This window comes from Gordonia sputi NBRC 100414 (assembly GCF_000248055.1).
GTDB lineage: Bacteria > Actinomycetota > Actinomycetes > Mycobacteriales > Mycobacteriaceae > Gordonia > Gordonia sputi.
The window spans coordinates 1-17,333 of sequence record NZ_BAFC01000114.1 but is presented as its reverse complement, the minus strand read 5'-3'; the positions used below and the strand labels follow the sequence as shown (position 1 = coordinate 17,333).

At 65.2% G+C, this 17,333-nt stretch carries 13 protein-coding genes; 8 read left to right on the top strand and 5 right to left on the bottom strand.

Annotation, left to right across the window (positions count from 1 at the left end; genetic code table 11):
- Nucleotides 1-3: 3 nt before the first annotated feature.
- The 3 genes from GOSPT_RS23300 to glpX all read left to right on the top strand — a co-directional run bounded on the left by GOSPT_RS23300 (nt 4) and on the right by glpX (nt 3,472).
- Nucleotides 4-1,539, top strand: a complete 1,536-nt coding sequence (locus tag GOSPT_RS23300) for an ABC transporter permease subunit (protein ID WP_005207947.1) — start codon at nt 4-6, stop codon at nt 1,537-1,539.
- On the top strand, nt 1,536-2,312 hold the full coding sequence (locus GOSPT_RS18285) for an amino acid ABC transporter ATP-binding protein (protein ID WP_005207946.1): 777 nt from the start codon (nt 1,536-1,538) through the stop codon (nt 2,310-2,312). The genes GOSPT_RS23300 and GOSPT_RS18285 overlap by 4 nt, the downstream gene beginning before the upstream one ends.
- A 164-nt stretch (nt 2,313-2,476) precedes the next feature.
- On the top strand, nt 2,477-3,472 hold the full coding sequence (gene glpX / locus GOSPT_RS18280) for a class II fructose-bisphosphatase (protein ID WP_005207945.1): 996 nt from the start codon (nt 2,477-2,479) through the stop codon (nt 3,470-3,472).
- 9 nt (nt 3,473-3,481) lie between these two features.
- On the opposite strand, the gene GOSPT_RS18275 is transcribed toward glpX, so the two are convergent.
- Genes GOSPT_RS18275 through GOSPT_RS18265 form a run of 3 tightly spaced genes read right to left on the bottom strand, consistent with a single transcriptional unit; the run spans nt 3,482 to nt 8,666 of the window.
- The gene (locus GOSPT_RS18275; RefSeq protein ID WP_005207944.1) at nt 3,482-4,918 is read right to left on the bottom strand and encodes a wax ester/triacylglycerol synthase domain-containing protein; all 1,437 of its coding nucleotides are present in this window, start codon (nt 4,916-4,918) and stop codon (nt 3,482-3,484) included.
- The gene (locus tag GOSPT_RS18270; protein ID WP_005207943.1) at nt 4,915-6,429 is read right to left on the bottom strand and encodes an HAD-IB family hydrolase; all 1,515 of its coding nucleotides are present in this window, start codon (nt 6,427-6,429) and stop codon (nt 4,915-4,917) included. The genes GOSPT_RS18275 and GOSPT_RS18270 overlap by 4 nt, the downstream gene beginning before the upstream one ends.
- The gene (locus GOSPT_RS18265) at nt 6,426-8,666 is read right to left on the bottom strand and encodes a glycerol-3-phosphate 1-O-acyltransferase (RefSeq protein ID WP_005207942.1); all 2,241 of its coding nucleotides are present in this window, start codon (nt 8,664-8,666) and stop codon (nt 6,426-6,428) included. The genes GOSPT_RS18270 and GOSPT_RS18265 overlap by 4 nt, the downstream gene beginning before the upstream one ends.
- A gap of 188 nt (nt 8,667-8,854) precedes the next feature.
- Here GOSPT_RS18265 and GOSPT_RS18260 point away from each other — a divergent pair, with 188 nt between their 5' ends.
- The 3 genes from GOSPT_RS18260 to GOSPT_RS18250 all read left to right on the top strand — a co-directional run bounded on the left by GOSPT_RS18260 (nt 8,855) and on the right by GOSPT_RS18250 (nt 12,730).
- On the top strand, nt 8,855-10,543 hold the full coding sequence (locus GOSPT_RS18260) for a fumarate hydratase (RefSeq protein WP_005207941.1): 1,689 nt from the start codon (nt 8,855-8,857) through the stop codon (nt 10,541-10,543).
- Nucleotides 10,544-10,630: 87 nt separating this feature from the next.
- Entirely contained in the window at nt 10,631-12,031 is a 1,401-nt protein-coding gene (locus tag GOSPT_RS18255) for a class II fumarate hydratase (protein ID WP_005207940.1), read from the top strand.
- A gap of 3 nt (nt 12,032-12,034) precedes the next feature.
- Nucleotides 12,035-12,730 (top strand): PIG-L deacetylase family protein, encoded by a 696-nt coding sequence (locus tag GOSPT_RS18250; RefSeq protein ID WP_005207939.1) that lies wholly within the window; start codon nt 12,035-12,037, stop codon nt 12,728-12,730.
- Nucleotides 12,731-12,864: 134 nt separating this feature from the next.
- Here the strand turns inward: GOSPT_RS18250 and GOSPT_RS18245 are convergent, their stop codons facing one another.
- Nucleotides 12,865-13,821: a L,D-transpeptidase family protein gene (locus tag GOSPT_RS18245; RefSeq protein ID WP_039856631.1), complete on the bottom strand. Its 957-nt coding sequence runs from the start codon at nt 13,819-13,821 to the stop codon at nt 12,865-12,867.
- A gap of 210 nt (nt 13,822-14,031) precedes the next feature.
- Here GOSPT_RS18245 and GOSPT_RS18240 point away from each other — a divergent pair, with 210 nt between their 5' ends.
- A complete protein-coding gene (locus GOSPT_RS18240) occupies nt 14,032-14,991 on the top strand; it encodes a phosphotriesterase family protein (protein ID WP_005207937.1) in 960 nt (319 codons plus the stop codon).
- A gap of 73 nt (nt 14,992-15,064) precedes the next feature.
- Nucleotides 15,065-16,597, top strand: coding sequence for an AMP-binding protein (locus GOSPT_RS18235; protein WP_005207936.1), 1,533 nt, complete (start codon nt 15,065-15,067; stop codon nt 16,595-16,597).
- 60 nt (nt 16,598-16,657) lie between these two features.
- Here the strand turns inward: GOSPT_RS18235 and GOSPT_RS18230 are convergent.
- Nucleotides 16,658-17,333, bottom strand: a 676-nt coding sequence (locus GOSPT_RS18230; protein ID WP_005207935.1) for a TetR/AcrR family transcriptional regulator, incomplete at its 5' end; no start/stop codon positions are given.

Sequence of the window (17,333 nt, the reverse complement as noted above, 5' to 3'; positions counted from 1 at the left end):
CGTATGCGCGCGCTACAGCTCGTCATGTCCCGCGTCGGGTCGACCGTCCGGCTCGGCGGCAGAGGACGCATCGCCGTCGTCGTGTTGTCCGCACTGATCGCCGCGGCAACCCTTGCTGCGTGCGGCGGTTCCGACGACCAGCGCAACGGCATGGACGAGATCCGGTCGTCCGGCGTGCTGCGTGTCGGCACCGAGGGCACCTACGCGCCGTTCAGCTATCGCGATCCCACGACGGGCGAGCTCGCAGGCTACGACGTCGACGTCGCGAACGCGGTCGCCAAGAAGATGGGCGTGCGGGCCGAATTCGTCACCACCCCTTGGGATTCCATCTTCGCCGGACTCGAGTCGGGCAGATTCGACGTCGTCGCCAACCAGGTGTCGATCACGCCGGAACGCAAAGCCAAATACGACCTCTCCAAGCCATACGCCGTCAGCGAGGGTGTCATCGTCACCCGCGCCGACGACAACTCCATCCAGTCGCTCGACGACCTGAAGGGCAAGACCACCGCGCAGTCGGCCACGAGCAACTGGGCACAGGTGGCCCGCGACGCGGGCGCGAACGTCGAATCCGTCGAGGGCTTCACCCAGGCGATCAAGCTGCTCAACCAGGGACGCGTCCAGGCAACCGTGAACGACAGCGTCGCGGTCTACGCCTACTTCGCCGAGACCGGCGACAAGAGCGTGAAGATCGCCGCCAAGACCGGAGACACCAGCGAGCAAGCCTTCGCCGCCAGAAAGAACAGCGGGATCACCGGCGACATCAACAAGGCACTCGACGAGCTCAGTGCCGACGGAACCCTGTCGACCATCTCGCAGAAGTACCTCAAGGCGGATGCCAGCGGAAGCGCTGCCGCACAGCAGCAGCAGGCAGTGCCGCGCAGCACGTGGAAGATCATCGGCGACAACCTGTGGCCGATGGCCAAGGCGACCATCACCGTCACCATGCCGCTCGCCGCGATCAGTTTCGTGATCGGTCTGGTGATCGCCTTGATCGTGGCGCTGGCACGGCTCTCGCAGACACGACTGATCAACTGGCTGGCGCGCGCCTACATCTCGATCGTCCGTGGCACGCCACTGTTGGTGCAGTTGTTCATCATCTTCTACGCGCTACCCGAGTTGGGCATCAAGGTGCCGCCGTTCCCCGCCGCCGTCGTCGCGTTCTCGCTCAACGTCGGCGGGTACGCCGCCGAGATCATCCGCAGCGCGATCCTCTCGGTTCCGAAGGGGCAGACAGAAGCGGCCCAGACGATCGGCATGAATTACCGCACGACGATGCGTCGGATCATCCTGCCGCAGGCGGCACGCAACGCGGTGCCGGGCTTGTCCAACACGTTGATCTCGTTGGTCAAGGACACCTCCCTGGCGTCGACGATCCTGGTGACCGAACTGCTGCGGGTCGCCCAGCTCGCCGCAGCACCGACATTCGAGTTCTTCGCGCTCTACACCACCGCAGCCATCTACTACTGGATCGTGTGCATGGTCCTGTCCGCCCTGCAGAACAGGCTCGAGTCCCGATTGGGAAGGTTCGTGACGTCATGAGTGAACCCGTCAGCAAGCAGCCGGAGCGAGTCGTCGACGTCGCCGGGCTGCAGAAGTCCTTCGGCGACAACCACGTTCTGCGCGGCATCGACTTCACCGTCGACCGCGGCACGGTGACCGTCATCGTCGGCCCATCCGGCTCGGGCAAGACCACCATCCTGCGATCGCTCAACGCCCTCGACATCCCCGACGCCGGAGTCATCCGCGTCGGGGAGCAGACGATCGACTTCGACGGCACGTACTCGAAATCCGACATCGCCAGGTATCGCGCGCAGAGTGCGATGGTGTTCCAGAACTACAACCTCTTTCCTCACATGACGGTCCTCGAGAACGTCATCGAGGGGCCCGTCACGGTGCAGCGTCGCAGCAAGGCCGACGCCACTGCGGAGGCCGAAGCACTGCTGGCCAGCGTCGGGCTCGCCGAGAAGCGCAACCAATACCCGCACCAGTTGTCGGGCGGCCAGCAGCAGCGAGTGGGGATCGTCCGCGCCGTCGCGCTGCATCCGCAGGTCCTGTTGTTCGACGAACCGACGTCGGCGCTTGATCCCGAACTCGTCGGCGACGTGCTGAAAGTGCTCAAGGGTCTCGCCGAGGAGAGCTGGACGATGGTCGTCGTGACCCACGAGATCCGATTCGCGCAGGAGGTCGCCGACCAGGTGCTGTTCGTCGACGGTGGTGTGATCGTCGAGCAGGGCGGCCCCGACGCGGTGATCGCACATCCCGCGGAGGAACGCACCCGTCAGTTCCTCCGTCGCATCCTCGACCCCCTCTGAGGCCTCCACAACCCGCGTGCGCTGCATCGACGCGTCAGATCACTCCCGAGGCGGGTGCGTGAACTCGCACTCGTCATGAAAGGATGATCGATGGGCGTCATTCGCCCGATGCCGCGTACGCCACTGCGGCCGCGTCACTGCCAACGCCAAGGAGTCGATCAGACATGACAGCCGAAAACCACCAGGCACCCGACCGCAACCTTGCCATGGAGCTGGTGCGGGTCACCGAGGCCGCGGCACTCGCCGCAGGACGCTGGGTGGGACGCGGCGAGAAGAAGAAGGGCGACGGTGCGGCCGTCGACGCGATGCGCGAACTCCTGTCGACAGTCTCCATGCGCGGCGTCGTCGTGATCGGTGAGGGCGAAAAGGACGAGGCCCCGATGCTGTTCAACGGCGAAGAGGTCGGCAACGGATTCGGCCCCGACTGCGACGTCGCGGTCGACCCCATCGACGGCACCACGCTGATGGCCGAGGGTCGCCCCAACTCGATCGCCGTCATCGCGGTCAGCGAGCGCGGCACCATGTACGACCCGTCTGCCGTCTTCTACATGGACAAGATCGCCGTCGGCCCGGAAGCCAAGGGCGCCATCAACATCGACGAGTCGGTCGAGTGGAACATCAACTCGGTCGCCAAGGCCAAGGGCATCGACGTCGGCGATCTGACCGTCGTCGTCCTCGACCGTCCGCGCCACGCCGACCTCATCGGAGAAATCCGCAAGGCAGGCGCCAAGATCCGCTTGATCTCCGACGGCGACGTCGCGGGCGCGATCGCCGCTGCCGGTGACTACTCGACGGTGGACATGCTCATGGGTGTCGGCGGTACGCCGGAGGGCATCATCACCGCAGTCGCGATGAAGTGCATGGGCGGCGAGATCCAGGGCAAGCTGTGGCCGCGCAACGACGAAGAGCGCCAGAAGGCGATCGACGCCGGACACGACCTCGACCGGGTGCTGGGCACCGATGACCTGGTCCGCGGCGAGAACTGCTTTTTCGCGGCAACCGGCGTCACCAACGGCGACATGCTCCGCGGCGTCACCTACCGCCGTGGCGGCGCGACCACCCGTTCGCTGGTCATGCGCTCGAAGTCGGGAACCATCCGCCGCATCGAGGCCGTGCACCGCACCACCAAGCTGCGCGAGTACGCGCGCCTCGACATCTAGCCAGAGCCCCTATACGACGCGCCGCATCCCGACCCGGTCGATGTCCTCACCGGTCGGGGCGGCGACGGCGAGCACCTCGTCGAACCCGGCTACGATGCACTCGGCGAACAGTTCCGGGTCGGAGATCGACGCGGCGTCGCAGTTGAGCCCGAGGCATGCCGTGGCGTTGTGCGTGATCATCGTTGCCATCACCGCGCATCCGGGGAGCGGTCCGAACGGGAACAACCGCTCGACCTTCGCACCCGCCACGAACGTCTCCCACGGGATACCCGGCACATTGCTGGCCTGCAGATCATTCATGCTCGTCGCGCCACTGAACTGACCGAGAAGCTCACCCGGCATCCACGCCAGCACCGACCCCAGTGTGTTGAAGATGTCGACGGCGGGCTCCGTGCGCGCGGCACGCACCTGCTCGCGGATCGTCAACACACGCTCGAACGGGTCGTCGATGCCCATCGGCCCGGCAAGCCTGCCGACCGCGATGCGGTTACCACCCTCGGGATCTTCTGGTCGACGCACCGAGATCGGGATCGCGACGGGAATCGCGTCGACCTGCTCACCCATCTTCTCGTGATAGATGCGGAAGCCACCGATCAGCCCGCCGAGATAGACGTCGTTGATCGACGCCTTCATCGACTTCGCCACCGCTTTCAGCTCAACGAATGGCACCTCGAACGCAAGGAAGCGCCAGGAGAGGCTGCGGTCGGCGAGCAGCGGCGAACCGGGCGGACTCACGAGGCCGGCAACGCGCGGCACCGACCGCCCGTAGCGCAGCACCTTGCTCAACGCTTGCTTGGGATCTGTCAGCGCCAACGCTCCGCGCAACACCACGCCCGCACGGTAGGGCGTACGTCGAATCTCCTCCCCCACCTGTCGAGCGAGCACCTCGAACGCCGACAGTTCGGTCGGCGGCGGCGCGGGTGGCTGAGGCTTGTCCGGGATCGGCTCACGCGAAGGCGAATGCAGTTGCGCAAGAGCGAGAATCGCGCCGAGTCCATCGGTCAACGCGTGATGCGCCTTGAGGAAGTACGCGGTCTTGCCGTCGGCGAGGCCGGTGATCAGGTAGCCCTCCCACGGCGGTCGCGCCGGGTCGAGCGCGGTCATCGCCAATTGCTCACACGTCGACAGCAGTTCGCCCATCGAGCCGTCGCCGGGCAATCGGATGCGTCGAACGTGATAGTGGAGATCGAACTCCGGGTCGACGGCCCAACTCGGCGTGCCGGTGTGCAGCGGCGAATCAACAACGCGCGAACGGAATCTGGGCGCCATCCGGCTGCCCCAGTCGTGTGCCGCGATCAGTCTGTCCCAGTCGGGTTCGCAATCGTAGATCTCGATCATCGAGATCGTCCCGCGCAGTCGACGGTCGGTGTCGCCGCGCCACATCAGCGCGTCGACCGGACTCATGTGCTGCTCGGTGCCCCACTCGAGGGGTTGGTCCTCACTCATTCGACAGCCTCCCCTGCGTCGTCACTGCGGCTCTCGTCCTGTTGCGAATCATCGTGTTCTGCAGTTCCGTTCGGCTCCGGCCACTCCGCCAGCGCGGTGATGAACATCTGGCGTACCTCCTCGGTGTGGTCGTCGATCGTCTCCGCCTGCCACTCCGATGTGTCGACGGGCGGCAACACGCGCACCTCGATCGTGCCCGGTGCCACGAGTTGCGAACCACGCCACATCAATTCGCCGACATTGCGCAGCACGACCGGAACGATGGGCACCCCTGCCTGCATGGCGATGTGGAAGGGCCCCTTCTTGAACCGTCCGATCCGCGGCGTCGGCGATCGCGTGCCCTCCGGCGCCACGACCAACGAGGCGCCCTCGTCGCGCAGCTTGCGTACGGCCGGCTCGAGCTGATTGATGGCCTTCCCGGCGTCGGCTCGATCGATGAAGACCAACCCTGCTGCGTCGAGAATCTGACCGAACACCGGAAGCCGTTGGATCTCCTTCTTCGCCACACCCGTCGCGTTGCGTTGGATCAGGTGGATCATGACGGGGAGGTCGAGTTTCGACTGATGGTTGAACGCGAACACGCAGGGACGGTCCGACGTCAGGTATTCGGCGCCGTCGAGGACGTCGACATGCACACCGGCCAACGCCAGCCCGACGTCGTTCCCGGTGGCGATGCCCGCCTGGACGGCGCTCTCGAATCGACTGCGCGCCACGACGCCGCCCGCGATTCCGGCGGCGGCACCGGCGAGAAACGATCCGTACATCGCACCGGTACGCAGAGCCATCCCGAAGCGATTGTGTGATGGATTGCGTAGTTCGAGGATCAGCCACCCTCTGGATTCCGCCTCGGCCCGCAGCGTCCTCCGAGGCGAGACCGCTGCGGGATGTCCGACGCTTTCGAGATACGGGATGTCCTCGTTGCCGTCGCTGTAGGCGAAGGACGCGTCGAGATCCATGTTGTGCTCGCGCGCCAGGGAGCGCACCGCCGCCGCTTTACCCGGTCCCCAGAGCGGACGGCCGAGCACCTCCCCGGTGACGATGCCGTCGACCACCTCGACGTCGGTGGCCAAGGCGTGATCAGCCTCGATTTCGCGTGCGATGGGCTCGATCTGGAATCGCGTCGCCGACGACGCGATCACGATACGGTGCCCCATCTCGCGGTGCGCGTTGAGGATCTGCCACATCTGAGGACGTAGTTTGGCGGCCGTCTCCTGCCGAAAGAGCCTGTCTCCCAAGTCCAAAAGCTCCGCGTACGTCTTGCCCGCGAACGTCGGCTTGGTGGCTTGGAGCACCTCCGCGTAGTCCTGTTCGGACTCCACTCCACGCAGTCCGATCAGCGCGAAGTCGGCGACCTCCCCGATCCCGAACTCCATACTTCGTATCCGGGCTCCGAAAAGTGCTGTCGCAGAGAACCCTTCGATCAGGGTCCCGTCGTAGTCGAAGAACGCGCCGATGTGCTTGCCGCGCGGTGCAGAGCGGATCTCGGCCAGGCGATCGCCCAGTGCGCTCATACCGCCGTCACTCCGGTCTGCTTCGCCTCGATCTCGGCGATTCTCGCAAGACGATCCCGCATGTCCTTGACCTCGTCGAGCCACTCCTGCCGTGCCGCAACCAGATCGCGTCCGTCGTGGGGATCGATCAATCCCCGATTCTCGGCCAGCTTGTACGCGGCGGTGTAGAGCTCCGTCGACACCGAATCCCTGCTCTTCACGACGCCCTGCAGCGCAAGCTGCTTACCCAACCCGAGGCAATCGGCGATGATCTCCTGCTTCTCGCGGGACTCCTCGCCCAGTTCCACCAGCCGCCGCGACACGACCAATTGCGCGTCGAAGAAGGGCTGAAGGGTTCTGCGGGCAAACAGCTCTCCCGACATCGCGACGAAGGTGTCGTGCAACCACGCGGGCGTTGGCCTGACCTTTCGCCACTCGGGCGCGATGAGATCCATCTCGGCGCCGAGTCGGTGCAGAAACTCCTGCTTTGTCGGGAAGAAGAACTCGAACTTCAGCAGATCCCGAATCCGCAGCGCCTCGGCTTGCGCTGCGGCCAGGCGTGTTTCGCGATCGTCGTCGATGGTTCGACGGTCCGCGGCGAACAGCGCGACCTCGACGATCGCACGGTCGACGAAATGATGGATCGCACCATTGCGGTAGTACGCGGCCACCGCGTGGTTCTCCCCGGCTATCGACCACACGTCGTCGACACCGCCCGCGAAATGGGTCAGCACACCCGCGTCGGTCAGTTCTTTCAACGTGGATTTCAGCCCTAGTCCCCGGCACATCGCCGGATCGGGTCCCGGTAGCTCGCGACGCTCGATGTAGGCGAGCAGCGGCCGCAGTATGTCCTCGATCTCTTTGGCCGTGTATGCCCGATCACCCGCCCCCAACAGCGCGAAACCCGCAAGCGAGGTCGCCGAAATCGGTGTCGCCGCGTTGATCTCGTCCATCACCTTGAAGGCGATCTTCTCCAAGCGTGCGGGATCGTCCTCGCTCAACTCGACGATCGACTCCCGCAGCGAAAACGGCTCACCGAACCGCACCCGCGCCTCACCGAGGTAGGACCGCTGCGCCTTGGCGTATTTGAGCAGCCACGTCACATCTTCGGGTTTCTTTGTGCCACCGGCAGATTCGCGGGCGATCGCCGCGATCTCGTGAAGCTGGTCGTAGACGATCGAGGTGGGCACCACCATGACGTCCGCGGTGTCGAGTTGCTCGACGGCGTCGACGACGTAGGCGAGCAGCCCCATCATCGGCGGACGGAGCTTGCCCGTGCGGCTGCGACCGCCCTCGATGTACCACTCGAGGTTGAACCGCTTCTCGACGATGAACGACAGGTATGCGCGCATCGCGAACTTGTAGACCGGGTCGTCGCCGAACTTGCGGCGAATGAAGATCACTCCGGCACGTCGGGCAATTGCCGCGAGTGGCCACAGCGCCAGGTTGTTGCCGCCGAGCACCAGATTGGGCGGAAAGTCATGGCGCCGTAGCACATCGGAGAGAACCAGCGTGTCGACGTACGACCGGTGCGATGGCAGGAACACCAAGCCGTGGGTCTTGTTGAGATTGCGCAGTTCGCTCAACGTGTCGAGGTCGGCCGAGACCGTCCAGGTACGTTCGTACAGCTTGCCGAAGGTCGTCGAGAACACGTCGTCCATCAGCGGGCTCTGCGTGGCCACGAACGTCGACATCTTGTCGATCGCATCCTGGATGACCGCCGCCGCAGGGCGACCGAGATCGGCGGCGAGCTTGGCGGCATTGGCCTGAAAGCGCGCCGACGAACCGATCTGCTGCGCCACGAGTTTCGGCACCTTGTAGCGGTCGCCGATCAGTTGTCGCTCGGCGCGCTCCGCGGACAGTGCGGCCGCCAGTTCGACGAATCGTCCGAAGTCTTCTCCCTCGGCCGACGACTGCTCGTGCCTGCGGCGCAACTCCTCCACGGTCGCCGGTTCGCCCGCGACCACTCGCACACGGTCGGGCGCACGCTTCTTGATCGCTCCCTGACGAAACGCGGGTGGTCGCCGCGGGTTGGACAGCACCAGAACGTCGGCCATCGACACGCGGCGCTCACCCTTGCGCATCGGGGGAAGCCAGACAACCCGGGCGGGAATCAGCGTCGTTGCCGGGTCAAGGGTCTCGGGATCGACTTCGTCGAGTGTGCGCACCGGGGCGTCGGGATGTCTGCTCGACGCCCATTCGGCGACGGCCTCGCGTTCACAGTTCGTTCGAACCTCGGCGAGCACGATTGCTGCCAATGCGTTCCCCTCCCGTGTTGACATCACTGAATCGACAACAGTTCAGTGAACTGTGACCCACCACACACTAATACCCCTTCCGTTCCTCACGCACATCGGACTGGGGCTGTGACGAATCCCCGTGGCGTGGCCCACATCAGGCACCGGGACGCGGGAGGGTCGCTGACCGGCCGCGATAGGATTCGCACGTGAGCAAACCAGCCCTTGCTCCGGAGTTTCGCTATGCCGAATTGCTACCCTCCGGCGCCGATGACACGCCCTATCGCCTGATCACCACCGAGGGGGTCTCGACGGTCGACGTCGACGGCCAGACCTTCCTCAAGGTCGCGCCGGAAGCCCTCGAACGCTTGACGTCGGAGGCGATGCACGACATCAGCCACTACCTGCGCCCCGCACACCTGCGGCAGTTGCGCAAGATCATCGACGACCCGGAGGCGTCGGGCAACGATCGTTTCGTCGCGCTCGATCTGCTCAAGAACGTCAACATCTCCGCGGGCGGCGTGCTGCCGATGTGCCAGGACACCGGCACAGCGATCGTCATGGGCAAGAAGTCCGAGGGGGTGCTGACCGGCGTCGACGACGGCGAGTGGATCTCGCGCGGCGTCTACGACGCGTACACCAAACTCAACCTGCGCTACTCACAGCTCGCGCCCTTGACGACATACGACGAGAAGAACACGGGCACCAATCTGCCTGCGCAGGTGGAGATCTACTCGACCCAGCAGGGGCCGAAGGGACCTGAGTACAAGTTCCTCTTCATGGCCAAGGGCGGCGGCAGCGCCAACAAGTCGTTCCTGTTCCAGGAGACCAAGGCGATCCTCAACCCCGACCGCCTGCTGACCTTCCTCGACGAGAAGATCCGGTCACTGGGTACCGCCGCCTGTCCGCCGTACCACCTCGCCGTCGTCATCGGCGGGACGTCGGCCGAATTCGCCTTGAAGACAGCGAAATACGCATCGGCGCACTACCTCGACACGCTCCCCACGGAGGGCTCGATGTCGGCGCATGGCTTCCGGGACGTCGAGCTCGAGGAGGAGGTCTTCAAGCTGACCCAGTCCTTCGGCATCGGCGCCCAGTTCGGCGGCAAGTACTTCTGCCACGACGTCCGGGTCGTGCGTCTGCCGCGTCACGGCGCATCGTGCCCGGTGGCCATCGCGGTCTCGTGCTCGGCCGACCGCCAGGCACTGGGCAAGATCACCTCCGAGGGCGTGTTCCTCGAGCAGCTCGAAACCGATCCGGCGCAGTACATGCCGGACGCCGGCGTCGCCGAGGACATCGAGGGAGGGCAGGTCGTCGAGATCGATCTCAACCGGCCGATGCCGGAGATCCTCGCCGAACTGTCGAAGTATCCGGTCAAGACTCGACTGTCGCTGACCGGGCCCCTCGTCGTGGCTCGCGATATCGCACACGCCAAGATCAAAGAACGCCTCGACGCGGGCGAGCCGATGCCGCAGTATCTGCGCGATCACCCCGTCTATTACGCGGGTCCGGCCAAGACTCCCGAGGGCATGGCGTCGGGTTCGTTCGGACCGACGACGGCGGGTCGCATGGACTCCTATGTCGAGCAGTTCCAGGCCGCAGGCGGATCAATGGTCATGTTGGCCAAGGGAAATCGCTCCAAGCAGGTCACCCAGGCATGCGACGCGCACGGGGGCTTCTACCTCGGTTCGATCGGCGGCCCGGCAGCTCGCCTCGCCCTCGATTGCATCAAGAGCCAGGAGGTCATCGAGTACCCGGAGCTCGGGATGGAAGCGGTCTGGAAGATCGAGGTCGAGAACTTCCCGGCCTTCATCGTCGTCGACGACAAGGGCAACGACTTCTTCACCGACCCGTCCGGCACGGTGACGGTCCCGCTCGGGGTGCGCGTCAGGTCCTGACCGGGCCGCGGATGGGCGGTAGGTCGCGGCGAGTAGCGTGGATTGAGGTAGTCCTAACCCACCGCAGACATCCGGAGGACGCATCAGATGAGCGAGCAGCAGTACCGCATCGAGCACGACACCATGGGCGAGGTCAAGGTCCCCGTCGACGCACTGTGGCGCGCACAGACGCAACGCGCCGTCGAGAACTTCCCGATCAGTCACCGCCCGCTCGAGCGCACGCAGATCCGTGCGATGGGACTGCTCAAGGCCGCCTGCGCGCAGGTCAACAAGGACCTCGGCCTGCTCGACGCCACCAAGGCCGACGCCATCATCGCCGCTGCCAAGGAGATCGCCGAGGGCAAGCACGACGACCAGTTCCCCATCGACGTCTTCCAGACCGGGTCGGGCACCAGCTCGAACATGAACGCCAACGAGGTGATCGCGTCGATCGCGAAGGCGAACGGCGTCGAGGTTCACCCGAATGACGACGTCAACATGTCGCAGTCGTCGAACGACACCTTCCCCACCGCGACGCACGTCGCTGCGACCGAGGCCGTCGTCACCGACCTGATCCCCGCGCTCGACCACCTGCGGTTGGCACTGCTCGCCAAGGCCGAGGAGTGGCGCGAGGTGGTCAAGAGCGGCCGCACCCACCTGATGGACGCGGTGCCGGTCACGCTCGGCCAGGAGTTCAGCGGTTACACCAGGGCTGTCGAAGCAGGCATCGAGCGTCTTGTCGCGACGCTGCCGCGGGTCGGCGAGGTGCCCATCGGTGGCACCGCCGTCGGAACCGGTCTCAACGCCCCCGACCACTTCGGCACCAAGGTCGTCGAAGAACTGGTCAAGCTCACCGACGTCGACGCGATCACGTTGGCCAAGAACAACTTCGAGGCGCAGGCCGCCCGCGACGGACTCGTGGAACTGTCCGGTCAGCTCAAGACCATCGCGGTCTCGTTGACCAAGATCGCCAACGACGTCCGGTGGATGGGTTCCGGTCCGCTCACCGGTCTCGCCGAGATCCACCTCCCCGACCTCCAGCCAGGCAGCTCGATCATGCCGGGCAAGGTCAATCCCGTTCTGCCCGAGGCGGTTACGCAGGTCGCGGCGCAGGTCATCGGCAACGACGCGGCGGTGACCTGGGGTGGCGGCAACGGTGCGTTCGAGCTGAACGTCTACATCCCGATGATGGCGCGCAACGTCCTCGAATCGCTGAAGCTCCTCGCCAACGTGTCTCGGCTGTTCGCCGACCGCTGCATCTCCGGCCTCAAGGCCGATGAGGAGCGCCTGCGGACTCTCGCCGAGAGCTCGCCGTCGATCGTCACGCCGCTCAACTCGGCCATCGGTTACGAGGAGGCCGCGGCGGTCGCGAAGCAGGCCCTCAAGGAGAAGAAGACGATCCGGCAGACCGTTCTCGATCGTGGTCTCGTCCCCGACAAGCTCAGCGAAGAGGAACTCGACAAGCGCCTCGACGTGTTGAAGATGGCCAACCTCGACCACAAGCGCTGAGTCATGACCGATCTCGCGCCCTTCCCCACCGACTGGCAGACGGCGCTCGCGCTCGTGGCGCATCCGGATGATCCGGAGTACGGCATGGCGGCGGCGGTCGCGAAGTGGACGAGCGAAGGCAAACGCGTCGTGTACGCGCTGGCGTCAAGCGGTGAGCTCGGCATCGAAGGCATGGCGGCAGCCGAGGCCGGTCCGCTTCGAGAAGGCGAACAACGCGCGTCTGCCGCCATCGTCGGCGTCGACGAGGTGGAGTTCTGGGGCTTTCCGGACAGCAACATTCGCAACACTCCCGAGCTCCGCGCCGCGATCGCAGAGACGATCCGACGGGTCGGCCCGCAGGTGGTGCTCTCGCTCTACGGCGGAGCGGAGTGGGCGCCGGGTAAACCCAACCAGCGCGATCACATGGAGTTCGCCGCAGCGGTTCTCGATGCGTACGACTCACTCGGCGACGAAGCTCCGCGCTGGCTGTTCGAGAACGGTCCACACCCGACGCACGCCGTCGACGTCACCGAGCAGATCGATGTCGCAGTGAATTCCCTTGCGGCACATGAGGTGTACCTCAGAGTGCTCGATCCCGACACACCGGTCGTCGACCAGGCGCGTGCACAGATCGAACTCGTGAGCGCGCCGCGCGACGACTTCGGTGGTCGTCGCGCGGCGTGCTTCGAGCTCAAGAGGACGCGCGCTACTTCGGAGTGACGGCCGAGTCGCCCTCGGGTTCACTGGCCCTCACTTCGTCCTATATGTGTGTCATATCGAAGGACGTGGGTGCTGAAGCACCCACGTCCTTCGATTCAACACATATTCAGCGCGCGGCTACCGCCGCGAGTGCGCTATTTGGTCCCGAGCAGAGTCGGGATGAGGTTGACCAGTTGCGTCAAGAGGTCACTCAACCCCTTGTCGCCCAGGATGTCTGACACTCCCGGCAGGCTCGGCGTTGTAGGCGTCTTCGGCGTCGTTCCCGACGGCGCGGTGGTCGACGGCCCGTCGCCCGTGGGGGCGGCGGCGTTGACGCCGATGGTGATCTTGGGGTGCTTGGCGGGGTCGAGCCACGCGAGGATCTTGCGCATCACGTCGCGATCGATGGCAACGCAGCCCTGCGTCGGCTCGCCGTTGGTGACGTGGAGGAACATCGCCGACGCCTTGCCGGGGGTGCGCTGCGGGTTGTGTGCGATGTTGACCGCGTAGTCGTACACCGGACCTGCGTCGTAGAGGTTCTCGCTGTCACCGCCGGGGCTGTTCGCCTGGCGGACGTGGGTGTTGTAGGTCGGGGACTTCATGTTGGAGTCCCACCAGTCCTGACGCGTCGCCTGGAAGTACGGCATCTTGGTGCCGGGGTTGGCCTGCCTACCGAACGCCTGGTCCAGCGCGAAGGTGCCCTCGGGCGTGCGATAGACGTTGTCCTTGGGCTCCCCCATTCCCAGCGAACCCAGGAACGCCTTGGTCGGCCCGAACACGGGCTTCCACGACTTGTCCGCACCCTTCTCGAACGCGGTGAGCGTCGCGGTGGGGTCGGACGCCTTGGGTGCCGTGACCACGATCATCTGGCCGGTGTCCGACGCCGTGGTACCCGGCTTCGACGATCCGTTACCCGCGAGAGTGTCGAGGATTCCGTCGACCTGCGGGATACCGACAGAGGGCAACGTCGGCGTTCCCGTGTGGGGTGTCGTGGGTGATGTGGGAGCGGGCGATGTCGGAGTTGTCGAGGTTCCCGGCGCGGCCAATGCCTGGCCGGCACCGGCAACGATTGCAGCCATCACCGCAATCGCTACAAGTCCCAACAGTCTCATTCGCCTCACCAGTAACTTCTGCACCACTCAAGTGTGGCAAATGGCATCAGGGCGTGAGTCTCAGGGGCATCACGGTGCTGCACTGATCGGATGACAGAGCAGTGAAAACTGCTACTTGAACATGAACTCAGCCTCATCTATTGTCTTTTGGTGATGCAGCGCACACCGACCACCGTCGGCGACTGCTCACACACTTCGAAGGGACATCAGATGAGCACTGTCAACACCGTCACGGGCCCCGTGGACTCGGGCGACCTGGGCCCGACTCTCATCCACGAGCACATCTTCGTCCTCGGCGAGGAGTACCGGGAGAACTACCAGGACGACTGGGACGAGGATCGCAAGATCGCCGACGCCGTGCGCGATCTGCGCGAGCTCAAGGGGCTTGGAATCGACACCATCTTCGACCCGACGGTGCTCGGCCTGGGCCGCTACATCCCCCGGATCAAGAAGATCGCCGACCAGGTCGACCTGAACATCGTGGTGGCGACGGGCCTCTACACCTACAACGACATTCCCTTCCAGTTCCACTACACCGGCCCGGGACTGCTCTTCGACGTCGACGAGCCGCTGGTGAACCTCTTCGTCCGCGACCTCACCAAGGGCATCGCCGACACCGACGTGCAGGCCTCGTTCCTCAAGTGCGCCATCGAAGAGCAGGGCCTGACGCCCGGCGTCGAACGCGTGATGCGGGCCGTCGGCCAGGCACACGTTCAGACCGGTGCACCGATCACCGTGCACACCAACCCGCACACCGGCTCGGGCCTTGTCGCGCAGCGTGTTCTGCGCGAGGAGGGCGTCGACCTGAGCAAGGTCGTCATCGGACATTCCGGCGACTCGACCGACCTCGACTACCTCATGAAGCTTGCCGACGAGGGATCGATCCTGGGCATGGATCGCTTTGGACTCGACGTCCTGCTGCCCTTCGACGACCGCATCAACACCATCGTCGAACTGGCCAAACGCGGTTACGCCGATCGGATGGGACTTGCCCACGATGCGTCGTGCTTCATCGACTGGTTCGATCCCGAGGCCAAGAAGCAGGCGGTCCCGAACTGGAACTACCGCCACATCAGCGAGGACGTGCTGCCCGCCCTGCGTGAACGGGGTGTGAGCGACGCCGACATCACCACCATGCTCGTCGACGTCCCGCGCCGCTACTTCGAGTGACCACCATGCGCCCGGGGCGACTACCGCCCCGGGCGCATGCAGCTCCACAACCCTTCTGTCATAAGGAATTCTCATGGCCAACCCCGTAGCCGCCCTGTGGAAGGGTGCCGACACCTACCCCGACCGCATCGCGGTACGCAGCGGCGACCGCATCCTGCGTTACGGCGACCTGCGTGCTCGAATCACCCGCAGCGCAGCGCGTTTCGCGGCCTTGGGAGTCTCTCCCGGTGACCGCGTACTGCTTGTTGCGCCGTCGATTCCCGAGTTCGTCATCGCCTACTACGGACTCCATACGATCGGCGCAACCATCATCACGGTCAACACGATGTCGACCACCCACGAGATCGACTACGTGGTCGACGATTCCGGGACCTCGTTGATCGTCGCATGGCACGAGTCGGCAGCGGCGGCCGATCTGGTCGCGACGAACCGTGGCCTTCCGTTCGTCGAACTGAAGCCGTTCGAGGATGATCCGGCCGCAGACGCGCCGTCGGTCGATTCGTACGTCGAGCGCGACGAGCACGACACCGCGGTCATCCTGTACACCTCCGGAACCACCGGAAAGCCCAAGGGCGCCCAGTTGAGCATCGCCAACGTCAACGCTGCGCCGATCGCGTTCCGCCCGGCACTGCGGCTCGGCGACGAAGAGCGTTGGGCCACAGCACTTCCCCTGTTCCACTGCTTCGGCCAGGTCGTCGTGATGCACAACTCACTCACCTGGGGCGGCAGCCTGTCGCTGCTGTCACCCTTCGCGCCCGTGGAGTTCATGAACCGCATCCGCGACGAGCATGTCACCATCGCCTGTGGCGTGCCGACGATGTGGAATGCGATGTTGCAGAACGCGTCCGGATACTCGTCAGACGATTTCGTCGACCTGCGACTGGCATGCTCGGGCGGAGCGTCGATGCCGGGTGAGGTCATTCGTGCGTTCGCCGACAAGTTCGGCTGCGCGATCCTCGAAGGCTACGGCCTCACCGAGACCGCGGGCACCGCGACCTTCCGCGACCTCAACGGCGAACCGAAGGTCGGAACAGTCGGACCGGCGTTGCCGGGCTTCACCATCGAGATCCGCGATCCCGACGGCACACCACTCGCCGCCGACGAGGTCGGTGAGATCTTCCTCAAAGGACCGACGGTGATGACGGGCTATTGGAACCGCCCCGAGGCCACCGCATCCGAGCTCGTCGACGGGTGGCTGCGCACGGGCGACATCGGCGCGATGGACGCCGACGGTGACCTCCGGATCATCGACCGCGCAAAGGATCTCATCATCCGCGGCGGCTACAACGTCTACCCGAGAGAAGTCGAAGAGGTGCTCTACACCCACCCCGACATCGTCGAGGTCGCCGTCATCGGAGTGCCCGACGCCCACTATGGCGAGGAGATCGCCGCGGTCATCGCGTTGCGGCCGGACGCCGTGCTCGACACCGATTCGCTACGCGGCTGGGCGAAAGAACGACTCAGCGCCTACAAGGTTCCGCGGATCGTCCACGTCGTCGACGCGCTGCCGAAGGGCGCGACCGGAAAGATCCTCAAGCGCGCGATCGACCGTGACTCGCTGCGCGAACTCAGCTCGACGGGTACTGGTATACGGCAGCCTCGATGAGGTTGCGGTCGGGAACCTCATCCGAGGCTGCGGACCCGTGCGAGAGTGCCGTCCGGGTGATCAGGCGCGCGACGCCGAACCCGGACGGCGAAGGCCGATCGCGTTGACCCACAGGCGGGTGGCGGTGTCGACCATCGCGTCGACGTCATGCGGCTCGCCACCGACGATGAACGCCTGGTAGGCCATCCGCGACACCATGCCCGACAACGCCGCGGCCGCTGCCGTCGCATCGAGTTCTGGATCGGCGATGCCTCGTTCCTGCAATTCCTGGATGTGGCGCGCATTGCGTTCGACGAACACGTGGCTGCGCTGGCGCCGCTTCTCACGGAACTCCGCCATCGTCGACGACACCTGCTCGAGCACGAGACGCAGGCCGGCGTTACGCCGATACGCCTCGAAATAGGCCCGGTTGGCTGCGGCGAGGATCTCGGTGGGATCGTCGTCAGAACCCGGCTCCACGTGCGGGAAGCCCGGATGCAGCATGTCCTGATGCGCCTCGGCCAACACGGCGTCGAGGATCTCTTCCTTGCTGTCGAAGTAGGTGTAGAACGACCCGATCGAGCACTGGGCCTCAGTGGTGATGTCGGTGAGCCGTGAGTCGGCGAATCCGTCGCGCTCGAAGACCGTGCGCGCCGCAGACACCAGAGCCGCCCGCGTTCTCTCTCCGCGAGCGGTCAGGGGTTTGCGAACCGCGCTCGGGGCAGCCGAAACCGACGGCACCTCGAGCGCGGTGTCA

Excerpts from the sequence above, each read along its gene's own strand:
- GOSPT_RS18285 (WP_005207946.1), top strand. The coding sequence starts at position 1,536 with ATGAGTGAACCCGTCAGCAAGCAGCCGGAGCGAGTCGTCGACGTCGCC.
- GOSPT_RS18240 (WP_005207937.1), top strand. The coding sequence starts at position 14,032 with ATGAGCACTGTCAACACCGTCACGGGCCCCGTGGACTCGGGCGACCTG.
- GOSPT_RS18255 (WP_005207940.1), top strand. The coding sequence starts at position 10,631 with ATGAGCGAGCAGCAGTACCGCATCGAGCACGACACCATGGGCGAGGTC.
- GOSPT_RS18245 (WP_039856631.1), bottom strand. The coding sequence starts at position 13,821 with ATGAGACTGTTGGGACTTGTAGCGATTGCGGTGATGGCTGCAATCGTT.
- GOSPT_RS18270 (WP_005207943.1), bottom strand. The coding sequence starts at position 6,429 with ATGAGCGCACTGGGCGATCGCCTGGCCGAGATCCGCTCTGCACCGCGC.
- GOSPT_RS18275 (WP_005207944.1), bottom strand. The coding sequence starts at position 4,918 with ATGAGTGAGGACCAACCCCTCGAGTGGGGCACCGAGCAGCACATGAGT.
- glpX (WP_005207945.1), top strand. The coding sequence starts at position 2,477 with ATGACAGCCGAAAACCACCAGGCACCCGACCGCAACCTTGCCATGGAG.
- GOSPT_RS23300 (WP_005207947.1), top strand. The coding sequence starts at position 4 with ATGCGCGCGCTACAGCTCGTCATGTCCCGCGTCGGGTCGACCGTCCGG.
- GOSPT_RS18235 (WP_005207936.1), top strand. The coding sequence starts at position 15,065 with ATGGCCAACCCCGTAGCCGCCCTGTGGAAGGGTGCCGACACCTACCCC.
- GOSPT_RS18250 (WP_005207939.1), top strand. The coding sequence starts at position 12,035 with ATGACCGATCTCGCGCCCTTCCCCACCGACTGGCAGACGGCGCTCGCG.